At 65.6% G+C, this 21537-nt stretch carries 16 protein-coding genes; 10 read left to right on the top strand and 6 right to left on the bottom strand.

Going from position 1 to position 21537, the window contains the following annotated elements:
- The first annotated feature begins 2345 nt into the window (after positions 1 to 2345).
- The gene (locus KR541_RS35910; RefSeq protein ID WP_124651852.1) at positions 2346 to 2654 is read left to right on the top strand and encodes a DUF4148 domain-containing protein; all 309 of its coding nucleotides are present in this window, start codon (positions 2346 to 2348) and stop codon (positions 2652 to 2654) included.
- Positions 2655 to 2807: 153 nt separating this feature from the next.
- Here the strand turns inward: KR541_RS35910 and gcvA are convergent, their stop codons facing one another.
- Positions 2808 to 3713 carry a transcriptional regulator GcvA gene (gcvA, locus tag KR541_RS35905; RefSeq protein WP_089490163.1) on the bottom strand — a complete coding sequence of 302 codons (906 nt, stop codon included), beginning with the start codon at positions 3711 to 3713 and terminating at the stop codon, positions 2808 to 2810.
- Positions 3714 to 3853: 140 nt separating this feature from the next.
- On the opposite strand from gcvA, the gene KR541_RS35900 reads away from it, so the two are divergent.
- Both KR541_RS35900 and KR541_RS35895 read left to right on the top strand, forming a co-directional pair.
- Entirely contained in the window at positions 3854 to 5152 is a 1299-nt protein-coding gene (locus KR541_RS35900) for an adenylosuccinate synthase (protein ID WP_209938503.1), read from the top strand.
- Between the two features lie 298 nt (positions 5153 to 5450).
- Positions 5451 to 6401: a LysR family transcriptional regulator gene (locus KR541_RS35895; RefSeq protein ID WP_204384704.1), complete on the top strand. Its 951-nt coding sequence runs from the start codon at positions 5451 to 5453 to the stop codon at positions 6399 to 6401.
- A gap of 169 nt (positions 6402 to 6570) precedes the next feature.
- On the opposite strand, the gene KR541_RS35890 is transcribed toward KR541_RS35895, so the two are convergent.
- Positions 6571 to 7425 carry an AraC family transcriptional regulator gene (locus tag KR541_RS35890; RefSeq protein WP_239469029.1) on the bottom strand — a complete coding sequence of 285 codons (855 nt, stop codon included), beginning with the start codon at positions 7423 to 7425 and terminating at the stop codon, positions 6571 to 6573.
- A 721-nt stretch (positions 7426 to 8146) separates the two neighbouring features.
- Between KR541_RS35890 and KR541_RS35885 the strand changes: the two genes are divergently transcribed.
- The 4 genes from KR541_RS35885 to KR541_RS35870 all read left to right on the top strand — a co-directional run bounded on the left by KR541_RS35885 (position 8147) and on the right by KR541_RS35870 (position 15215).
- A complete protein-coding gene (locus tag KR541_RS35885; RefSeq protein WP_050015694.1) occupies positions 8147 to 9028 on the top strand; it encodes a LysR family transcriptional regulator in 882 nt (293 codons plus the stop codon).
- Between the two features lie 224 nt (positions 9029 to 9252).
- Entirely contained in the window at positions 9253 to 10503 is a 1251-nt protein-coding gene (locus KR541_RS35880; protein ID WP_050015696.1) for an efflux RND transporter periplasmic adaptor subunit, read from the top strand.
- Between the two features lie 15 nt (positions 10504 to 10518).
- On the top strand, positions 10519 to 13710 hold the full coding sequence (locus KR541_RS35875; RefSeq protein WP_050015697.1) for an efflux RND transporter permease subunit: 3192 nt from the start codon (positions 10519 to 10521) through the stop codon (positions 13708 to 13710).
- Positions 13711 to 13712: 2 nt separating this feature from the next.
- Complete coding sequence (locus KR541_RS35870; protein WP_216090211.1) at positions 13713 to 15215, top strand: efflux transporter outer membrane subunit; 1503 nt, start codon at positions 13713 to 13715, stop codon at positions 15213 to 15215.
- Between the two features lie 131 nt (positions 15216 to 15346).
- On the opposite strand, the gene KR541_RS35865 is transcribed toward KR541_RS35870, so the two are convergent.
- From KR541_RS35865 to KR541_RS35855, 3 genes are all read right to left on the bottom strand, one after another.
- The gene (locus KR541_RS35865; protein ID WP_050018206.1) at positions 15347 to 16060 is read right to left on the bottom strand and encodes a dienelactone hydrolase family protein; all 714 of its coding nucleotides are present in this window, start codon (positions 16058 to 16060) and stop codon (positions 15347 to 15349) included.
- Between the two features lie 278 nt (positions 16061 to 16338).
- Positions 16339 to 16650, bottom strand: coding sequence for a DUF4148 domain-containing protein (locus KR541_RS35860; RefSeq protein WP_050018207.1), 312 nt, complete (start codon positions 16648 to 16650; stop codon positions 16339 to 16341).
- A 292-nt stretch (positions 16651 to 16942) separates the two neighbouring features.
- A complete protein-coding gene (locus KR541_RS35855) occupies positions 16943 to 17908 on the bottom strand; it encodes a GlxA family transcriptional regulator (protein ID WP_050018208.1) in 966 nt (321 codons plus the stop codon).
- 173 nt (positions 17909 to 18081) lie between these two features.
- Here KR541_RS35855 and KR541_RS35850 point away from each other — a divergent pair, with 173 nt between their 5' ends.
- From KR541_RS35850 to KR541_RS35840, 3 genes are all read left to right on the top strand, one after another.
- A complete protein-coding gene (locus KR541_RS35850) occupies positions 18082 to 18723 on the top strand; it encodes an HD domain-containing protein (RefSeq protein ID WP_050018209.1) in 642 nt (213 codons plus the stop codon).
- Positions 18724 to 19022: 299 nt separating this feature from the next.
- Positions 19023 to 19478 (top strand): type II RES/Xre toxin-antitoxin system antitoxin, encoded by a 456-nt coding sequence (parS, locus tag KR541_RS35845; RefSeq protein ID WP_050018210.1) that lies wholly within the window; start codon positions 19023 to 19025, stop codon positions 19476 to 19478.
- Positions 19475 to 19954, top strand: a complete 480-nt coding sequence (locus tag KR541_RS35840; RefSeq protein ID WP_050018211.1) for an RES family NAD+ phosphorylase — start codon at positions 19475 to 19477, stop codon at positions 19952 to 19954. Before parS ends, KR541_RS35840 begins: the two co-directional genes overlap by 4 nt.
- Before the next feature lie 38 nt (positions 19955 to 19992).
- Here the strand turns inward: KR541_RS35840 and KR541_RS35835 are convergent, their stop codons facing one another.
- Positions 19993 to 20925: a tyrosine-type recombinase/integrase gene (locus KR541_RS35835; protein ID WP_213346817.1), complete on the bottom strand. Its 933-nt coding sequence runs from the start codon at positions 20923 to 20925 to the stop codon at positions 19993 to 19995.
- Positions 20926 to 21537: the final 612 nt, after the last annotated feature.

Raw genomic sequence — 21537 nt, 5'->3', positions numbered from 1 at the left:
CGTGGTGTCCGGGTAAGGTTGCCTTATTGAGAGCGGACTTTATACCTTTTCGCGCCACGGAGCAACGCCCTTGCTCAAGCATCACTTTCACTATATGAGCTAACTATCTGACACGTAATGAGAAATCCGTGTTTCACGATTTGTTCAGAGCCCCATATCCGTCTACCTTTTGATCAAAATACCTCCCAAAAGCCGCTACCTTTCCTGGCTCGACAGGGCAACCCGGCACAAGAATTGCCATACGAAGGTACCCATCCATGGGGGCAAACGGACGGAATCGAGATCGCCGGGAAGATTTGTGGTGCCCCGCAACACAGCCGCCTTTTTCTCCCATAACAGGCTACCTTTGTCGTTTCCCATAGGAGGCTACCTGTCACCGGGGTCGACGCAGCTGCTTTCCGGATTGAAGGTGGAAATCGCTCCCATAAACGGCAACCATTCGTTTTCCCCATAGACGGTAACCTGTCCGTGGCCTTAGCCCTGTCTATGGGAAAGCTTCACGGCGTCCCCGAGCAAAGGGCAGCAAATTGACTGAGACCGACTCCCATAAATAGGTACCTTTCAGATTTCCCATAACCGGCTACCCGAAGAAAATCACTGTGCACGCATCGGACTACCAACCGAGAAAAGCCCCCCATAAAAGGCTACCTTCCTGTGTTCCCATAGACGACTACCGAGCGCGATTGACGGTCGATTTCCCATAACCGGATACGTTCGCCCCATATCCACAACCCGGATTCCCCACAACACGGTACCCCAACCCCCAAATCCACAGACCTGAAACCCCAAACCCTTCCACCTGTGCTCCCATAAATGGGTACCGAACACCCCTCAAACCCTTGCCAGACAAGGCTGTGAGCCGTCTAAAAGTAGTTAAAGAAGTAAACGTGGTTTACCAAAGATGTAAACACACGTGTGCTTGCACAGAAAGACGAACCCCATAAACCGCTACCAATGGGAGTCGTCTGTGGGACGCAAGGCGTTCAGATCCTGCGATCCAGGCCGACTCGGCTCTGTTTGACACACCGCTCCAGGAAGGCTCCAGGCCTGACAAGGCCTCCCGAAGAGGTGAGTACCCACTCACAAACGCCGAAACGTAGAAACTTATGGGAGGAAATGCGTAGTTTCGGCGTAGAGGTTCCCGTTTATGGGACCCAAAAATGTGCCCCATGGCACCCTCGGCACCATGACTGACGAGCGCAGCGAATCGCGTCGCTTCGTCCACAGCAGTTCGAAATCATCCTGGACTGCCCGTGAATGGTTTTTTGTACTCGCGCTGCCCCGTCTATGGACAAGTTTTTGTCGATCGCCTGTGATGCCGCTCGCCAAATTTAGCCTGTGGACTGTGCCCGACGGAATCCGATCCCGGCTGTTTCCATCCCACGTCCGGTCAGTTTTTCTACCTTTGGAGTGCCGCCCGGCAAGCCATGCTGTGTCCGTCGACATCGTTGCGAACCAACGTGAAGGTGCTGTCGGTGCCGCAGCTCACCGCAATCGAATTCCCCGATGCTCCCGAATATGCTCACCTTCCGAAAAAGCAGAGTCCCGTAAAAGCTCACCGATAGGCGGTGGCACAGGTATAAGCAAGCTGTGTAGATCGCAGCCTCATCCACATAAGGAACCATCGATGGGAGCAAACGGGAAACGATCGGCATCCTTGTGTGGCGCTTCAGCGTCGGCAAGCACGGTTGCACAGACGGATAGGCTTCACGGCCATGGGCATATCCACCCGACGAGCGCTGCTCGCTCATGATCAGTTTCAGCGCATTCGTGCAGTCCATCGGGCCGACGTCTTCACCGCTTGCGCCGCCCCGCCTTTTTTGTCAGACCTACGGATCGACAACCCGCTTTGCCTCCACACACAGACAACCTTCTGCATCACAGTGCGGCAAGCGGTACCGAACAGATCACCGCACGCCGCAACGACGCAACGTAACCCTCCTGACCGCCGAAGAAACGAATCGTGGTCGTTTATGGGAGGAACCGTCGCTCGAGCCGCATCGAACGATAACGTGACGCATGGATCGACTGCTGCTGCGGTGATCGTGCAAGCACGACGATCCTCACGTCGCGCATGAGTGCATGAGCGTATCGATATCGCCACCAGTGAAACACGCGTCGGCGCCTCGCACCGCGTCGAGTACCGCGGCGCCCGACCTCGAGCGCACCAATCGCGTTGTCTCCCATACGTGTATCCCCAATTCCGTCAGCACGTTGACGCCACAATTTCTGCGACACGGTTATGATGCTCAAGTCCTGACCGCGACATGACGACTGGTCAGGGCAGGGGCGGTATCTCGATGGTTTTTCAAACCGTGATGGTCATCAAAAAAGAGAGTTCAGCGATGCGAATCCAGATCAGAAAACTCACGCTGGCTGCTACCGCAGCCGCTTTCCTGTTCGGCTCGGCCGTTCCGGCCTTTGCACAGGAAACCGCAAGCGCGCCGGCTGCACAGGACGCCAAGGCCGCGAAGAGCGAAGCGCGCAAGGCGGCCAAGGCCAAACGCAAAGCCGAGCGCAAGGCTGCGCGTGCGAAGAACACCGCCGAGCTGAAGAAACTCGAAGACGCCGGTTACAAGCCGGCGGCCAATGATCCGAACTATCCGCAGAACCTGCAGAACGCGGAGAAGAAGGCCGGCGCCGCAAGCCAGTAAGCGTCGTCCGGCGGCAAGCCGCGATTCGGTCCGCGGCTTGCCGCGTGCGTCGCGATCGCGCGATGCACGAAGGCAAACACGTTCCGCACGTTTATTCAATTCGATTCGGAATCCTGCATGTCGTGAAGATGCACGACACACAGGCGCGGGCGCTCAGCGCCGCTCGCCCGACGCAGTCGCGCTTCCCGTTGCCTTTAGCCAGTCCTTGAACGCGCGTACGGCGTCGTCGTCCGCTCGCGCGGACGCCACATATGTAAAGTAGCGCCACGGCGGCAGCGCCGGTTCGCTGAACGGCTGCACGAGCCGGCCTTCGGCGATGTCGTCGGCGACCAGCGCGATCGGGCCCATCGCGACGCCGAGCCCGTCGAGCGCGCCTTGCAGCGTCAGGTAGAAATGCTCGAGCGTGAGCGAGTGCCGCGGGACGAGGTTCGGGTGCCCGGCCGCCGCGAGCCATTCCGGCCACATGCCCGGATAGGTTGCCGCGTGCAGCAGCGTGAAGCCGGCGAGATCGGCAGGCGTCTCGAGCGACCGGCCCTCCAGCAACTTCGGCGCACACACCGGCAGCCGGACTTCGGACAGGAATTCCTCCGCAACGTACCCGTCGATGGCCTGCGGGCCGCCGCGAACGATCAGGTCGACCTTGTCGCGCAGCTTGTCGATCGGCTCGTTCGACGTCGACAGCCGCACCTCGATGGCCGGATGCCCGACCTGGAACGACGACAGCTTCGGGACGAGCCAGCGCAGCGAGAACGTCGCGGGCGCGCTGACGCGCAGCACGCGCTGCTGCGCGTGGCCGAAATGCTGCGCGGTGGCAAGTGCGATCCGGTCGAACGAAGCGCCGACCTCGGCGAGGTACGCGCGGCCGGCCGCGGTCAGTTCGACGCGCCGGTTGTGGCGTTCGAACAGCGGCCGCCCGAGCCACGCTTCCAGTTGTTGCACGTGCCGGCTGATCGCGCCGTGCGTGACGCACAGCTCGTCGGCGGCCAGCGTGAAGCTGCCGAGCCGCGCGGCGGCTTCGAACGCGCGCAGCGAATTCAACGGAGGGAGTCGTCGGGCCATTGCATCGTTTCGCGTGAAATTTACTCACACGATGGTTCAGGTTTAATCGTTTGATCGGGTGATTCGGCTCCGTCAATATGGCACACAAACGGCCAACCGGGCCGACCGAGTGTCTGAATTTCTCACATGGAGTACGGAGCATGCCGAACGTGGTGGTCGTGGGCGCCCAATGGGGCGACGAAGGCAAGGGGCGCGTCGTGGACTGGTTGGCGGCGCAGGCCGATGTCGTCGCACGCTACAACGGCGGCCACAACGCGGGCCACACGCTGGTCGTCGGCGGCAACACGTACAAGCTGGCACTGCTGCCGAGCGGCATCGTGCGCGGCAAGCGCGGCGTGATCGGCAACGGCGTGGCGCTCGATCCGGAAGCGCTGCTCGCGGAAACCGGGCGGATGGCCGAACTCGGGCTGTCGGTGACGCCGGACAACCTGTCGATCGCCGAGAACGCGACGCTGGTGCTGCCGATTCACCGCGCGATCGACGAGGCGCAGGAGCGTTTGCGCCGCGAACCCATCGGCACCACGCTGCGCGGGATCGGGCCGGCCTACGAGGACAAGGTCGGGCGTCGCGGGCTGCGCGTCGGCGATCTCGCCGAACCGGGCGGGCTCGCCGCCAAACTCGACGTGCTCGTCGACCATCACAACGCGTGGTTCCGCGGCCTGGGGCTCGACGAGTACGATCGCGACGCGATGCTGGCGACGCTGGTTGCGCTTGCGCCGAAGATCCTGCCGTTCGTGCGTCCGGTCTGGGCCGACCTCAACGACGCGACCGATCGCGGCGAGCGCATCCTGTTCGAGGGCTCTCAGGCCGTGATGCTGGACATCGACTGGGGCACCTATCCGTTCGTGACGTCGTCGGGCACCGTGGCATCGGCCGCGGCGGCCGGCACCGGGCTCGGGGCAGCGAAGCTCGGCCACGTGCTGGGCGTGACGAAGGCGTATGCGACGCGGGTCGGCGGCGGCCCGTTCCTCACCGAGCTGACTGACGTGACCGGCGAAACGCTGCGTACGCGCGGACAGGAGTTCGGCGTCAACACCGGCCGGCCGCGACGCTGCGGATGGCTCGATGCCGCGCAACTGCGTCAGGCCGTCAGGATCTCGGGCATCGAGTCGCTGGCGCTGACCAAGCTCGACGTGCTCGATGGTTTCGAGTCGATCGCGCTGTGCGTCGGTTACGAATTCGACGGCGCGCGCGTCGATCATTTGCCCGCGAGCCTCGATGCGCAGTCGCGCGCGAAGCCGCTCTACGAACGGTTCGAAGGCTGGCAAGGCTCCGTGCAGGGCGTGCGCGAGCGTGCGGCGCTGCCGCGCGCCGCGCAGGCTTTCATCGCGCGCATCGAAGCCGTGGCGGGCGCGCCGGTGTCGATGATCACGACCGGCGCGGAGCGCGACGACACGATCGTGTTGCGCAATCCGTTCGATGCGGCGGGCGTCGCGTAACGCGCGAGATGCACAGGGTGTCGATCGAGAGCGCGATCGTGGTCGGCGGGTAGCTTTTGCCGATCGCTGCGGTTGGCCTGTCGATCCCTCCATACGCATGTCCGCCCGGCCCGGATGCCGCTCGGTGAGCGGCTTCGCAGCACGATTCGGCATCCGGATCGTGCCGCCTACGGCGAACTGGACACGCCTGCACCGCTGCTGTACTGTTCCGCACAATTCGCGCCAGACCGGCGTGTGCCAGCGCTGCCGGCACCCTGGCCGCACGACGGCGCGACGTGACAATCGCGGGGACAGGTCGATGGACACGTTACAGATGATGCGCATTTTCGTCCGGGTCGCGGAAGAGGGCAGCTTCACGAGCGCGGCCCAGCGCCTGGACATCACGACGGCCTACGCGTCGCGTTCGGTCGCGCAACTCGAAACGCATCTGCGCACGCGCCTGCTGAACCGCAGCACGCGCCGCATCGCACTGACCGACGCCGGGCAGCGCTATCTCGACCGCTGCCAGCGCATCCTCGGCTATATCGACGAAGCGGAAGCCGAGGCGGCCGATGCACAGGTGAAGCCGTCCGGACGGCTGCACGTCCACGCGACGACGAGTTTCGGCCAGTCCTACGTGGTGCCCGCGGTCGTGCGCTACCGCGAACGCTATCCGTCGGTCGCGGTCGAGCTGACGCTGTCGCAGCACGTGCCTGACATCATCGACGAAGGCTACGACGTGTCGCTGCAGTTGAGCACGACGGAGCTGCCCGATTCCGGGCTGGTATCGCAGCGGCTCGGCGACGTGGGCAGCGTGCTGTGCGCGTCGCCTGCCTACCTGAAGGCGCGCGGCACGCCGCGCGCGGTGAGCGATCTCGCCGGGCATGCGTGCCTGCGGCTCGTCACGTCGCTGTTTCCGCGCGACCGCTGGCATCTCGACGGCCCGAACGGCCGCGAAACGTTCGAACTGTCGGTGCCCGATTTCCAGGTGAATATCGCCGATGCGCTCGGCGCCGCGCTGCGCGCGGGGCTCGGGATCGGCCCGCTGCCGATGTCGGCTGCGCTGCCCGCGCTCGCGAGCGGCGCGCTGGTGCGCGTGCTGCCCGATTACCGGTTGCAGAAGCTGACGGTCTATACGCTGTATGCGTCGCGTCAGTATCTCGATGCGAAGATCCGCACGTTCGTCGATTTCCTGCGGGAATGCGTGCCCGAGATGCTGGCCGCCGACGAGGCCGCGTTGAACGCTTGCTGCGCGTCTCGTCAGTCCTGATTCACGCATGATCGATACGTGAGTACCGCGCACTGTCTTTCGGGTCAACTGAAATAATTCGCAGTCCTGCATTAAAGGCAGGCGACGCATGCATGTGCGCGGACCGGTTGGACAATGATGCCCGTGTTCCCGGCACGTCCTTATGAAAGCGTTTTCTTGCGATTCGCGTTCATGGTGCGACGCGCGACAGCGGCACCGCTTCGCCGCGCAGCCGAGCGACGTCGCGGCCCGGTGCGTCGCCGAACAGCCGTGCGTATTCACGGCTGAACTGCGACGCGCTCACGTAGCCGACGCTGCGGCACGCCTGCCGCGCATCCATCGCCGACACGCACATCAGGCGGCGCGCCTCCTGCAGCCGCAGCACCTTCTGGCATTGCAACGGACTCATCGACGTGACCGCACGGAAATGATGGTGGAAGGTCGACGGGCTCATCTCCACCCGTCGCGCGAGCGTGTCGACCGCCATCGGATCGAGATAGTGATCGCGAATCCATGCGACGGCGCGCGAGATGCGCTGGGTCGTCGAACCGGCGTCGCCGATCTGCGCGATGCGCGCGCCCGACGGGCCGCGCAGCAGCCGGATGAGGATTTCGTCGACGATCAGCGGTGCGAGGAGGTCGAGGTCGTCCGGTTGTGCGATCAGTTGCATCAGCCGCGCGACGGCGTCGACGATTTCGGGCGTCGCGTCGAGCGTGTCGAGCGCGCGGTAGTCGACGGCTTTCGGCAGCCCGCGCGGAAAGACGACGGGCGTGAGCGCCGCGATGCGGTGCGGATCGAGTGCGAGTTGCGCGTAAAGGAACGGCTCGGCGGGGTTCGCGCGCGTCACGCGTCCGGTCACGGGGAGGTCGGCGGTGGCGACCAGCATCCGCGATTCGTCGATCGTGTAGGTATCGTCGCCGACCCGCATCGACTTCGCGCCTTGCCCGACGATGCTCAGGCACGCGTGGTGCACGCCGTGGTTCCACTGCGGCGGCAGCGCGGACGCGCGCGCGACACGCATGCCGCGCAGCGGAAGGTCGAACATGCCGTCGTGCGGCGCGTACACGGCGATCAGCGCCGCCAGCCGGGCAGCGGGCGATCGGGCTGGCGACCGGGCATCGTGATCCGGTGGATGGCGCGGTTGGGTCGGCGTTCGGGCGTCGATTTCCATGTTGCGTGAGCGGTTGGCGGAGCGGGCGATGCCGTGCGTGCGCTGCGATTCGCTGCCGGCGTGCAGGCATGGCGGTCACATCGTACGGCCAGTTGCGTGCGCGGGATTGCCTAAAACTGTCCGAAATTAGCCCGATCATCCGGACCTGCATGATCGGCGGCCGCGTCGCCTGTCGTGGCAGGGTGTGCGACGCACAAATTCGGAAATTAAGGCAAAACAATCGCAGGATCGGGCAAGCCATTTTCCGGCGGTTTCCCTACCATTGCACCTGCTGAAGGAAATGCGATTCAGCGTGCCCGGACGATACGGGCAACACCGTCCGCGTGATGCGCGGACGCCGCCGGCCTTGCCGCGCGCGTTGCCGCCGCGAATCGCCGGGAAAGACTCAGGACTGCTATTGAACGATCGTGCATCGGGCTTGCCGAGGCCGGCTTGCGTCCGTTGCAAGCCGACGCGTGCTCGTCGCGAGCGTGTCGACCGACCCGGCGGAGCCGGTGTCGGGGCCGCCGCATTGGCCGGGCCGATGCGGGCCGGCTGTGGCGCGGCGTCGGGTGCAGATGGACGGGCAGTCGTCCGCGCAGGGAAATCCGGACAAATGGACCAACTTCAATCGATTCGGGCATTCGTGACGGTGGCAAGGGAAGGCGGGTTTCGCCGGGCGGCGACGCGGTTGCGCGTGTCGACGGCGATGGCCAGCCGACTGGTCGATGCGCTCGAGACGCGCCTCGGCGCGCGCCTGCTTCAACGCAGCACGAGCCACCAGTCGCTGACGGAAATCGGCGAGCTGTATCTCGCGCGCGTCGAGCGGATTCTCGGTGCGATCGACGAGATCGACGGCCGTTTCGTCGCGATGGGCAGCAAGCCGGAAGGCGTATTGCGCGTGGCCGCGCCGGTCGCGTTCGGGCTCAGCCAGCTGAGCGCGCTGCTCGATCGTTTCGTGCACCGGTTTCCGGACGTGCGGCCGACCGTGACGCTGACCGATGCCCACGTCGACCTGACTACCGAAGACATCGACGTCGCGTTCCTGACCGACGGGATGCCAGTGTCCGGCGCGCACGCATTGCATACGCTGGCCGCGTACGAATCCGTGCGCGTCGCGGCGCCCGATTATGTCGCCGCGCACGGCGGCGCGGCTGCGTCCGGCGACTGGCCGGACATCGCGACCGTGCGGCTCGAGTTGCCGGCGGCCGACGACGACCACGCGGCCGGGATTCGATCCGGCGTCGCGCCCGGCAATACGGGCGTCGGCCATCTCGAGATGGCACGGCGGCTGGCCGTGGCCGGCATGGGGGCGGCGGTGCTGCCCGCGTATCTCGTCGACGCCGATCTGGCGGCCGGCACGCTGGTGCGCGTGGCCCCGCTCCATCTGCTCGCGCCCGTCACGTTGAAGCTTGCGCATGCGCGTGCCGCACGTCTGCCGGCCGCCGCGCGCGCGTTCATCGAATTCGCCGGCGCTGCATTCCGACCCGCGCGCTAGCAGTCTGGCAGAACCCATGGCAACGCGATCCCGCCGAGGCAGCGGGCTCGCCGTTCTTTTTCGGAAGCAGTTCGGCGAACGAACGCTCCGCCGGGTGCAACGCACACCCGCAACACGTGTCCGCATCCGCGGCGGACAGGACCCTTCAGGTTCGCCGCGCGTCAGGGCCATGAGGAGATCTGGTGATTCCCATTGAAGGTCGTCTAATTGTGAGAGGTCGCTCCATGCGCGTCGAACGGGTTCCATACCGCTTAATCACTGCCGCAACGGCTGCCGTTTTCCTGGCCGCGTGCGGGAAAAAAGAAGCGGCGCCGCCGCCGCCAACGCCGGAAGTCGGCGTCGTCACCGTCCAGCCGCAAGCCGTGCCCGCGGTGACCGAGCTGCCGGGCCGCACCAGTGCATTCCTCGTCGCGCAGGTCCGCGCGCGGGTCGACGGCATCGTGCTGCGCCGCGAATTCACCGAAGGCACCGACGTCAAGGCCGGTCAGCGTCTCTACAAGATCGATCCGGCGCCGTACATCGCCGCGCTGAACAGCGCGAAGGCGACGCTCGCGAAGGCGCAGGCGAACCTCGTCACGCAGAACGCGCTGGTCGCGCGCTACAAGGTGCTGGTCGCGGCGAACGCGGTCAGCAAGCAGGACTACGACAACGCGGTCGCCACGCAAGGCCAGGCCGCTGCGGACGTCGCGGCCGGCAAGGCGGCGGTCGACACCGCGCAGATCAACCTCGGCTATACGGACGTCGTGTCGCCGATCAGCGGCCGCGTCGGCATCTCGCAGGTGACGCCGGGCGCATACGTGCAGGCGAGCCAGGCGACGCTGATGTCGACCGTGCAGCAGCTCGATCCGGTGTACGTCGACCTCACGCAGTCGAGCCTCGAAGGGCTGAAGCTGCGTCAGGACGTGCAGAGCGGCCGCCTGAAGACGAGCGGCCCGGGCGCGGCGAAGGTGTCGCTGATCCTCGAAGACGGCAAGACCTATTCGGAAGCCGGCAAGCTGCAGTTCTCGGACGTGACGGTCGACCAGACCACCGGCTCGGTGACGATCCGCGCGGTGTTCCCGAACCCCGGCCGCGTGCTGCTGCCGGGGATGTTCGTGCGCGCACGGATCGAGGAAGGCGTGAACGAGAACGCGTTCCTGGTGCCGCAGATCGGCGTCACGCACGACCAGAAGGGGCAGGCGATCGCACTGGTCGTGACCGCGGCCAACAAGGTCGAGATGCGTCCGTTGACGACGACCGGCACGTACGGCCAGAACTGGGTCGTCGAAGGCGGTCTGCAGGCAGGAGATCACGTGATCGTGCAAGGCGTCGACAAGGTGCGCCCGGGCGCGACGGTGAAGACCGTCGCCGCGCAGCTCGCCCCGGCGCCGGATGCCGCATCCGCCACCTCGGCAAGCGCCGCGCCGGCGACTACCGCGGCAACTACCGCGGCCAGTGCCGCAGCGAGTTCGGCCGCCGCGTCGAGCGCGCAATAACAGGGAGTCCGTTTCATGGCCAAGTTCTTTATCGATCGCCCGATCTTCGCGTGGGTGATCGCGATCGTGCTGATGCTGGCCGGCGTCGCATCGATCTTCAAGATGCCGATCGCGCAGTATCCGACGATCGCACCGCCGACGATCCAGATCCAGGCGAACTACCCGGGCGCTTCCGCGAAGACGGTGGAAGACACGGTGACGCAGGTGATCGAGCAGCAGATGAGCGGGCTCGACAACTTCCTTTACATGTCGTCGACGAGTGACGACTCGGGCAACGCGACGATCACGCTGACCTTCTCGCCGGGCACGAATCCGGACGTCGCGCAGGTGCAGGTGCAGAACAAGCTGTCGCTCGCGACGCCGAACCTGCCGCAGGTCGTGCAGCAGCTCGGCATGCAGGTCACGAAGTCGAGCAGCAACTGGCTGATGTGGTTCGCGTTCAACTCCGAGGACGGCCGGATGTCGAAGGAGGACCTGACGAACTACGTGGCCTCGCACGTGCTCGATCCGCTGAGCCGCGTGAACGGCGTCGGCCAGACGCTGCTGCTCGGTTCGCAGTTCTCGATGCGGATCTGGCTCGACCCCGTCAAGCTGACCAACTACAGCCTCACGCCGACCGACGTGACGGCCGCGATCACGCAGCAGAACGTGCAGATCGCGGGCGGCCAGATCGGCGGCACGCCGGCGAAGCCAGGCACCGTGCTGCAGGCGACGATCACCGAATCGACGCTGCTGCGCACGCCCGAGCAGTTCGGCAACATCCTGCTGAAGGTCAACCAGGACGGCTCGCAGGTTCGCTTGAAGGACGTCGGCCGCGCGGCGCTCGGTTCGGAAAACTACACGTTCGACACGAAGTACATGGGGCAACCGACGGCCGGCCTCGGCATCCAGCTCGCGACCGGCGCGAACGCGCTGGCGACCGCGAACGCGCTGCGGGCCAAGATCGACGAGCTGTCGAAGTACTTCCCGCATGGCCTCGTCGTGCACTACCCGTACGACACCACGCCGTTCGTGCGCCTGTCGATCGAGGAAGTGGTCAAGACGCTGATCGAGGGCATCGTGCTCGTGTTCCTCGTGATGTACCTGTTCCTGCAGAACCTGCGGGCGACGATCATCCCGACGATCGCGGTGCCGGTCGTGCTGCTCGGCACGTTCGCGATCATGGGTCTCGCCGGCTTCTCGATCAACACGTTGTCGATGTTCGGGCTCGTGCTCGCGATCGGCCTGCTGGTCGACGATGCGATCGTGGTGGTCGAGAACGTCGAGCGCGTGATGGCCGAAGAAGGGCTGTCGCCGAAGGAGGCGACCCGCAAGGCGATGAGCCAGATCACCGGCGCACTCGTCGGCGTCGCGCTCGTGCTGTCGGCGGTGTTCGTGCCGGTGGCGTTCTCGGGCGGCTCGGTCGGCGCGATCTATCGTCAGTTCTCGCTGACGATCGTGTCGGCGATGGTGTTGTCGGTGCTCGTCGCGTTGATCCTGACGCCGGCACTGTGCGCGACGATCCTGAAGCCGATCGAGAAGGGGCATCACGAAGAGAAGAAGGGCTTCTTCGGGTGGTTTAACCGGACGTTCGATCGCAGCCGCGATCGCTATACGAGCGGCGTGAACCATGTGATCAAGCGCTCCGGCCGCTGGCTCGTGATCTACCTGGCCGTGTTCCTCGCGGTCGGCGTGATGTTCGCGCGGCTGCCGAAGTCGTTCCTGCCCGATGAAGACCAGGGCTACATGTTCATGATCGTGCAGACGCCGTCCGGCTCCACGCAGGAAACGACCGGCAAGACGCTCGACAACATCAACACGTACCTGACCACCGCCGAGAAGGAGGTGGTCGACTCGGTGTTCACGGTCAACGGCTTCAGCTTCGCGGGCCGCGGCCAGAATGCGGGCCTCGTGTTCGTGAAGCTGAAACCGTACGAGCAGCGCCAGCGTTCGGACCAGAAGGTGCAGGCGCTGATCGGCCGGACCTTCGCGCACTATTCGACGTATAAGGACGGGATGGTGATTCCGTTCAACCCGCCGTCGATTCCCGAACTCGGTACCGCTGCGGGCTTCGACTTCGAGCTGACGGACAACGCCGGCCTCGGTCACGAAGCGCTGATGGCCGCGCGCGGCCAGTTGCTCGGGATGGCAGCGAAGGATCCGGCGCTGGCGCTCGTGCGTCCGAACGGCCTGAACGATACGCCGCAGTACAAGGTCGACATCGATCGCGAGAAGGCGAACGCGCTCGGCGTGACGGCCGCGGCGATCGACCAGACGTTTTCGATCGCGTGGGCGTCGCAGTACGTGAACAACTTCCTCGATACCGACGGCCGGATCAAGAAGGTGTACGTACAGTCGGACGCGCCGTTCCGGATGACGCCCGAAGACATGAACATCTGGTACGTGCGCAACAGCGCGGGCGGGATGGTGCCGTTCAGCGCGTTCTCGACCGGCCACTGGATCTACGGGTCGCCGAAGCTCGAGCGTTACAACGGCGTGTCGTCGATCGAGATCCAGGGGCAGGCCGCGGAAGGCAAGTCGACGGGGCAGGCGATGGCCGCGATGGAAGCGCTCGCGAGCAAGCTGCCGGAAGGCATCGGCTATTCGTGGACGGGGCTGTCGTTCCAGGAAATCCAGTCCGGCTCGCAGGCGCCGATCCTGTACGCGATCTCGATTCTCGTCGTGTTCCTGTGTCTCGCGGCGCTGTATGAAAGCTGGTCGATCCCGTTCTCGGTGATCATGGTCGTGCCGCTCGGCGTGGTCGGCGCACTGCTCGCGACGATGCTGCGCGGCCTCGAGAACGACGTGTTCTTCCAGGTCGGCCTGCTGACGACCGTCGGTTTGTCCGCGAAGAACGCGATCCTGATCGTCGAGTTCGCACGCGAACTGCAGGCGGGCGGGAACATGGGGCCGGTGCGCGCGGCGATCGAGGCGGCGCGCCTGCGGCTGCGTCCGATCCTGATGACGTCGCTCGCGTTCATGCTCGGCGTGCTGCCGCTCGCGATCAGCAACGGCGCGGGCTCGGCGAGCCAGCACGCGATCGGCACGGGCGTGATCGGTGGGATGATCACCGCGACGTTCCTCGCCATTTTCATGATCCCGATGTTCTTCGTGCGGGTTCGTGCGATCTTCAGCGGCGAAACGGAAAACGTCGACGACGCATGGCGTCTCGTGCAGGGCGACCTGCAGCGCGGTCGCGACGACGCACACGATTCGAAGGGGCAGTAACGATGCAAAAACATGTTTTGACTGCCACCGCGGCCGCACTGGCTGCCGCGCTGTTTGCCGCGGGCTGCACGATGGCGCCGCATTACACGCGGCCCGACGCGCCCGTCGCGCAGGCGTACCCGGCCGGCGGCGTCTACGCGACGCAGCCGGGCGCGGCCGGCGCGCGCAGCGCGAACGGCCAGGCGGCGACTGCCATCGGCTGGCGCGAATTCTTCGTCGATCCACGCCTGCAGCGGCTGATCGAGATCGCGCTGAAAAACAACCGCGACCTGCGCGTGTCGGTGCTGAACGTCGAGGCCGCGCGTGCGCAGTACCAGATCACGCGTGCGGGGCTGTTCCCGACGCTCGACGGGACGGGCACGGGCAGCATCCAGCGTTTCCCGGCAGGTGTATCGCAGACGGGCCAGCCGCTGATTTCGCGCACCTACAACGTCGGATTGTCGGCGTCGTGGGAGCTCGATCTGTTCGGCCGCGTGCAGAGCCTGAAGGACCAGGCGCTCGCGCAGTACCTGTCGACGTCGTACGCGCGGCAGGCGTCGGAGATCTCGCTGGTGTCGCAGGTGGCGGATCAGTACCTGACGCTGCTGTCGACCGATGACCTGCTGAAGGTCACGGAGGACACGCTGAAGACCGCGCAGGCGTCGTACGACCTGACCAAGCTGCAATTCGACAACGGCACGGGCTCCGAGCTCGAGCTGCGTCAGGCGCAGACGGTAGTCGAGACGGCGCTCGCGAACCAGCAGGCGCAGGCACGTGCGCGCGCACAGGCGCTGAACGCGCTGGTGCTGCTGATCGGCGAGCCGCTGCCGGACGATCTGCCGGCGGGCATGCCGCTCGACGCGCAGAACCTGCTGACGGACGTGCCGGCCGGGTTGCCGTCGGATCTGCTGACGCGTCGTCCGGACGTGATGCAGGCCGAGCAGACGCTGCTGGCCGCGAACGCGAACATCGGCGCGGCGCGCGCGGCGTTCTTCCCGCGTATCTCGCTGACGGCCGCATTCGGCACCGCGAGCCCGACGCTGGGCGGCCTGTTCAAGGCCGGCACGGCGGCGTGGTCGTTCGCGCCGAACATCGCGCTGCCGATCTTCGAGGGCGGGCAGAACATCGCGAACCTCGATCTCGCGCACGTGCAGAAGCGCATCGAGATCGCGAACTACGAGAAGGCGATCCAGTCGGCGTTCCGCGAAGTGTCGGACGGGCTTGCCGCACGCGGCACGTACGATCAGCAGATCGCGGCATTGGAGCGCAACGAGCACGCGCAGCAGCGTCGCTTCGACCTGTCGGACCTGCGTTACAAGAACGGTGTGGACAGCTATCTGTCGGTGCTGACCGCGCAGACGGATCTGTACGCCGCGCAGCAGTCGCTGATCAGCGCGCGCCTGGCGCGCTGGACGAACCTGGTCGATCTGTACCGCGCACTCGGCGGCGGGTGGATCCAGCGCGCCGGCGAAGCGCCGCGCGCGCCGGATGCGCCGGTCGACGATCAGACGGCAACGACCGGGTAAGCATGGCACATGGCAGGAGCGGAAAGCCGCGCCTGTCCACCGAACCGAAGGAGTGTGAAAACGAAAACGCCACGGACGCAAATCCGTGGTGTTTTCGTTTGTACCGTCGCCGCGCGGGAAGCGGCATTACGTTACGCGTGCTTCGTCCAGAGCGTTCGGCCGAAGAACGTGAGCGTGCGGTCCCACGCCGTTTCCGACCACACCGGATCGAACTGCGTGCCGGCGATGCGGCCGGGGCCGACGGCCGTTTCGTTCGCGAACGCATGGTGCGCGAGATAGCGATGGAATTCGAAGCCGACGTTCGCATCGGTCAGCTTCTTTTCCAGTGCGTCGACCTGGTCGATCGTGAAGAACGCATCCTGCGTCGCCCAATGACCCATCAGCGGTACCTTGAGCTTGGCCGGATCGATGTAATCGAGCGGCGGGAGGCCGTACCACACGACGCCGGCATCTGCGTCGGCGTACTGCAGCGACAGCAGCGTGAGGGCGCCACCCATGCAGTAGCCCGTCACCGCGACCCGCGGCGACAGCGTCTTCAGGTATGCGACCGCGCCGGGAATGTCCTGCGACGCGGCGTCGCCGAAATCGAGGCCGGTCATCAGGTGGTGCGCTTCCTCCTCCTCGACCGTCGACTTGCCGCGATACAGGTCGGGCACGAGCGCGAAGTAACCGCAGCGCGCGAGGCGATCCGCGACGCCGCGGATCTGGTCGTTCAGCCCCCACCATTCCTGGATGACGACGACCGCGGGCGCGCCTTCGGTGCGTGCCGGCGTGGCGAGATAGCCTTGCAGTTCCTGGCCGTCCGGGCGGCGAAACGTGATCGTGGAACCGGATGTTTGAGACATGAAACCGCTCCTTTTCGAAAAATGCGCCGAGTGCGACATCGGGCCGGCCAGCGGGTGTCGTGATACCGCCCGCGTTCGTGCTGGCCGACGCCGACCACGCGGCCATTCTATGCGCAAACACCGGACGCTTGCGTGAACGGCGCCGCACGGCACGCGAGCCGCGAAGGGAGCGGACGACTGGAAAACGAACACCCCGCCCCGATGAACGGGAGCGGGGTGTCGCGTGTACGGCGGGGCGTATCCGGAATACGCCGGCAATACGCCGGCGGGTATCCGGCTTACTGACCGAAGTAGATCGAGTTGCGGCCTTCCTGCTTGACTGCGATCGTGCGGCCTGCACGCGCACCGGCGGCCGCTTGCGCACCGTAGCCGGCTACGTCGGCGTTCGTCACGCGGGCCTGCGCGGCCTGCAGCGCACGCGGGTAATACTGATCGGAGACTTCGGGCTTGTAGCCGGCCTGTTCGAGCTGGACGAGTTCCGCACGCACCTGGGCACGCGTGAGCTGACCCGACGGGTTCGATTGCGCGAATGCGCCGTACGACGCGGACAACGCGGTTGCGGCGACGACAGCGGTGATGAACGACTTCATGGTGACCTCCGGTTCTGTTGATTTCGCGCTTCGCTCGTTGCGTTCAGCGGTTGATTGCATCGTAACGAGCGCGTTCCCGGTCGGAAATACGCGTTGGAGCGAATCATTATTGCAACTGGGTAAACGATTCGCGCGGTACGCAATTTCATCTGAAGATTGCCGGTGAGCTGGAGCGTGGGTAAGGAGCGGCGGGTCGATCGGCGCGGAAGAAGCGGGTCAAACAATTGAATCGCATTCCGAAGTATTTTCGCGAGGCCGTCGGTGTCATTCATTCGGCGCCGCTCGTTCCGCCTCACGCAGCCAGGATCGCCTGCCGTTTCCGATATTCGGCCGGCGTGACGCCGACATGCCGGGTGAACGCTCGCCTGAGCGTATCGACGTTTGCGAAGCCGCATTTCGCGGCGACCTGCTTCGGCGTGTCATGGCCGTTCTCGAGCAACTGGCGGGCGGCAGAGATGCGGGTCGCCTCGACCCATGCGGCCGGCGTCATGCCGACTTCCGCGCGGAACAGCCGCGCGAAATGGCGCGGGCTCATGCCTGCATGTTTGGCCATCTCGGCCACCGAATGTTCGAGATCCGGATGGGCCGCGACCCAGCGCTGGACTTCCTGCAGCACCGAACGTCCGGCGGGGCGGGCTTCGCCCTTGCGGCTGAACTGGAGCTGCCCGCCCGGGCGCTTGAAAAACATCACCAGTTGCGCGGCGACGCGCCGTGCGATCTCGCGGCCGAGATCTTCTTCGACCAGCGCGAGCGCGAGATCGAGCCCGGCCGTGACGCCGGCGCCGGTGCGCAGCTTGCCGTCGCGCACGTACAGCGCGTCGGCGACGACGACGAGCGACGGATAGGCTTCGCCGAGTGCATCGGCGGCGGCCCAGTGCGTGGTCAGGTGACGTCCTTTCAGCAGCCCGGTGGCGGCGAGGATGAATGCCCCGGTGCAGATCGACCCGTAGCGTCTGCTGTGCACGGCCGCCGCGCGCAACCAAGCGAGGACGTCGGTGCGCAGCGCGATCTGGCCGGCGTTCGGCGCGCCGGCGACCAGCAGCGTGTCGATGCGCTCGGGGATGTCGGGGGCGATCCAGTCGGGCAGCAACCGTGCGCCGGACGAGCTGCGGATCGCACCGGCCCCGCTCGCGATGATCCGCGACACATAGAACGGCTTCCCGCATTCGACGTTCGCTTGCGCGAACACGTCGAGCGGCGCGGAGACGTCGAGCAGTTGAACGCCCGGAACGGCAAAAATGCCCACGACCTTCGGCATGATCGGTTGCGTGTCGTATCGAACGTGATGCGCAGCAGTATAGGGGCGCTTCTTTCACCATGCAGGCACCGTGTCCGTTCGTCGCGCGAAATGGCAGGATTCGTCGTAACCAGCCTATTTCGGACACCTGTCGGGCTGCGGAGAATCGAGCGTGTCTTCCATGGAGGTCGATCATGACTGTGAACGTTGCCGGCATCACCCTTCCCGATACTCGACTGACGCGCGAGATCACCGAACTCGTGCGCGATACCGAATCCGAACTGCTGTTCCATCACTCGAGCCGCGTGTTCTATTTCGCGGCGCTGGCGGGCCGGCGCCGCGGGCTCGAGTACGACCCCGAGCTGCTCTATTGCGGCTGCATGTTCCACGATATGGGACTGACGCACCGGTACAGCAGCGCATGCGAGCGCTTCGAAGTGGACGGCGCCAATGCCGCCCGCGATTTTCTGAAGGCAAAGGGAGTCTCGCAGCAGGACATCGATGTCGTGTGGACCTCGATCGCACTGCATACCACGCCCGGTATTCCGCAGCACATGCATCCGGTCGTCGCGCTGGTCACGGCGGGCGTCGAGATGGACGTACTGGGCCTCGCTTACCCGGAATACAGTGACATCGGGCGGGAAGCGGTCGTGCGCGCGCATCCGCGCACGCCGCATTTCAAGGAAGACATCATTCAGGCGTTCTATGACGGCATCAAGCACAAGCCCGGCACGACGTTCGGCAACGTGAAGGCCGACGTGCTCGCGGACAAGGAGCCGCATTTCCATGCGGGCAATTTCTGCAGCGTGATCCGGTCGTCCGCATGGGCCGGTTGACCTTGGACGGTCGGTTGCGCATCAGCCGACGGTGATCGTCCGCCGGCGTGTACACAGGGAAAGCGGGGATTCCCGCCACTCGCGTATTACCGTTCGAAATTGTTACGTGACAACTTCAGATCATCGCGAACAGGAACTTTATATACTGAATTTCCGTGCCACGTCCCCGAGGCGAATCTCCGATTCGCGTACCCCCAATACCGGTCTGCCAGCCCAACGAGGTAAAGCCTGCCGCTCCACCACCCGCAAGTATTCGGCAAAACGCCTATAATGATTGGGCAAATTGCCGGAGAGAGGTCATGAGCACCATCGCTTTTCATCCTTCGGGCGTCGCGCATCCGCGTCAGGCCGAATTCACGATTCTCGAGCAGCTGCTGGCGATCCGCGTCCGGTCGGGCGCCGATCTGGCCGAGCTGGCGAGCGCGCGCGTCGACGTGTCGGTGATCGACCGGTTGTCGGAGCGCGGGCTGAAATCGGACGAGCTGGCGTTCATCATTCCGCGCCGCACGCTGAGTCATCGTCGGCAGGCGCACGAGCGCCTGTCGCCGGAAGAGTCGGACAAGGCGATCCGTCTCGCGCGCATCGTCGCGCAGGCGGCGGCCACGTTCGGCGACCAGGACAAGGCGATGGCGTGGCTGCGCAACGGGCTCCAGCGCTTCGGCGGCCGCACGTCGCTCGATATGGCGAGCACCGAGCATGGCGCGCGGCTCGTCGAAGAGGCCCTCACGCAGATCGACGAGGGGTACTTCGCTTGACGACGCTGTGGCGGATCAGCAATTACGCCGATCTGAAAGGCATCGGCGGGTTGCGGGCCGGCGGGCGCTGGCATTTCGCCGGGCAGCCCGTCGTGTATCTCGCCGAACATCCGGCGCTTGCGTTGCTCGAGACGCTGGTTCATTTCGAAATCGCCGCCGTCGCGCAATTGCCGAGCGGATATCAGTTGCTGCGTATCGAGGTGCCCGATTCGGTGGACGTCGCCGAAATCGCGGAAGGCGATGCGCCGGACGACTGGCGCACGAACGTCGACTGGACCCGCAGCGCGGGCACCGAGTGGCTGGACACGCAGCCGAGCGCGCTGCTGCGCGTGCCAAGCGTCGTCGTGCCGCACGCCCATAACTTCCTGTTGAACCCGCTGCATCCGGCCGCCTCCGACATCCGCATCGCGGAAGTGATGCAGTCGCCGTACGACACGCGGATTCTGCGGCTGGTCCAGCCGAAGCCGGGCGAATAGCGCAGCGGGGGAACGCGGTTCGCGCCGGCGGCGCGCGATCACCGCTCGTGGGCAGCGCGATCCGCGGCCGCATCGGGCGGCAGCGTTTGCCGAATGCGCGTGACCGTTCGCGGGCTAGCGAGACCGAGCATCGCCGTGACATCGGCATGCGCATGGCCGGCGAGCAACTGGCGGCGCGCATATGTATTGCGCAGCACGCGCGGGCTCATGTCCGCTGCGTGAAAGCCGATCGCGTTCAGCGCATCGCGCACGACGAGCAGCAGGAACATGTCGTTCATTGCGCCCCCGCGCGGCGCGGGAAACAGCCGCGCCGACGGCGGCACGTCCGAGCGCGCACGCCAGGCGGCGAGCGGCGCCAGCGCGAATGCGGCGAGCGCGATCCGGCGCGCCGGCCGCGCGCGATCGCGCGGCACCGACAACGCCGCTGGCCGCGCGTCGAGATCGAGTGCGTCGCCTGTCGCCGCGCGAATCTCGGCCGACGTGATGCCGCTCGCGAGCAGCAGCGCGACGATCGCGCGATTCCGGCAGTCGGCGGGCGTGTCGTCCGCCCGAGGCTGCACATGGCGCTGCAGCGCCGCGTCGGCGTCGGGCGGCAGGTAGCACGGCTCGGGCTCGCCGTCCGGCCATGCGAGATGGTGCGTCGATCGGCCGGCCGGATGAATCGTCCGCACACCGGCATCGACCAGATGCCGGCCGAGCCGGTCGATCAGCTTCGCATAGCGCACGCGTGTCGACGTGCCGGGCGCGCAGGTGCGGTCGAGTTCCGCGAGGAAGGACGCGACGTGGTCGGGCCCGAACGTCACGAGCGACACGTGCCGTGCGCTCAGGTGACGCAGGAATCGCTCGAACATCGCGACATGCTGGACGATCGAACGCGGCGCGAACGGCCGTCGGCCGGCGCCGGTCGCGGCGGTTTCCTGCCAGGCGCGAAACGCGCCGACGGGGTCGTGAATCCAGCGATTCGTGTCCATCCCCGCTTTATAGCCGGACGCGGCGACGCCGGCAATCGTCCCGATGGCCGGTCGCCGGCGCGCGACGAAGCCGGCGCGTCAGGCCGCGGCCCGGGTGTCGTCTATGCATGGCTGTCCAGGAAGAGACAAATAATCATCACGGATTCCGAAATGAATGGGCGGGCGAAATGCGGCGTCGAGAAGACGCACGCGCCGGCTGGATCGAGTGCCCGCGCAGGAGGGGGCGGCGATTGTCGATCGAACCGCAGGCGTCATCAAGCGGCGCGCCGCTGCCGTCATGCGTCGCGCGCTCGTTCAGTTGCATCTACCAGCGGGCGGACACGAGCGCGACGGTCGCGATGACGATGTGTCTCGCATTCTTTTCCGAGGCGATCGGCGCGATGGAGCACGGGGCCGGCACGCGTCGCCGGGGGAAAAGGTACCGACGTTACGATACGCCCATGCGCTGCAATGCAGCAGATGAAACCGCATGCCGGTTCGGTGACGTTGCGCACACAACGTCCGGTTGCATGACGTCATTTCCCGATTGCGAAAAAAATTCTGTTCATGGGACTATCGAACGCATCGCCTGCGCACCGAGGGGGTCGCTGGCGACAGGATGTCCATCGCAAC

This window comes from Burkholderia sola (genome assembly GCF_905400185.1).
Lineage (GTDB): Bacteria > Pseudomonadota > Gammaproteobacteria > Burkholderiales > Burkholderiaceae > Burkholderia > Burkholderia sola.
Note: the sequence above shows the minus strand (reverse complement) of the source record. Positions and strands in the feature narration are given on the sequence as shown.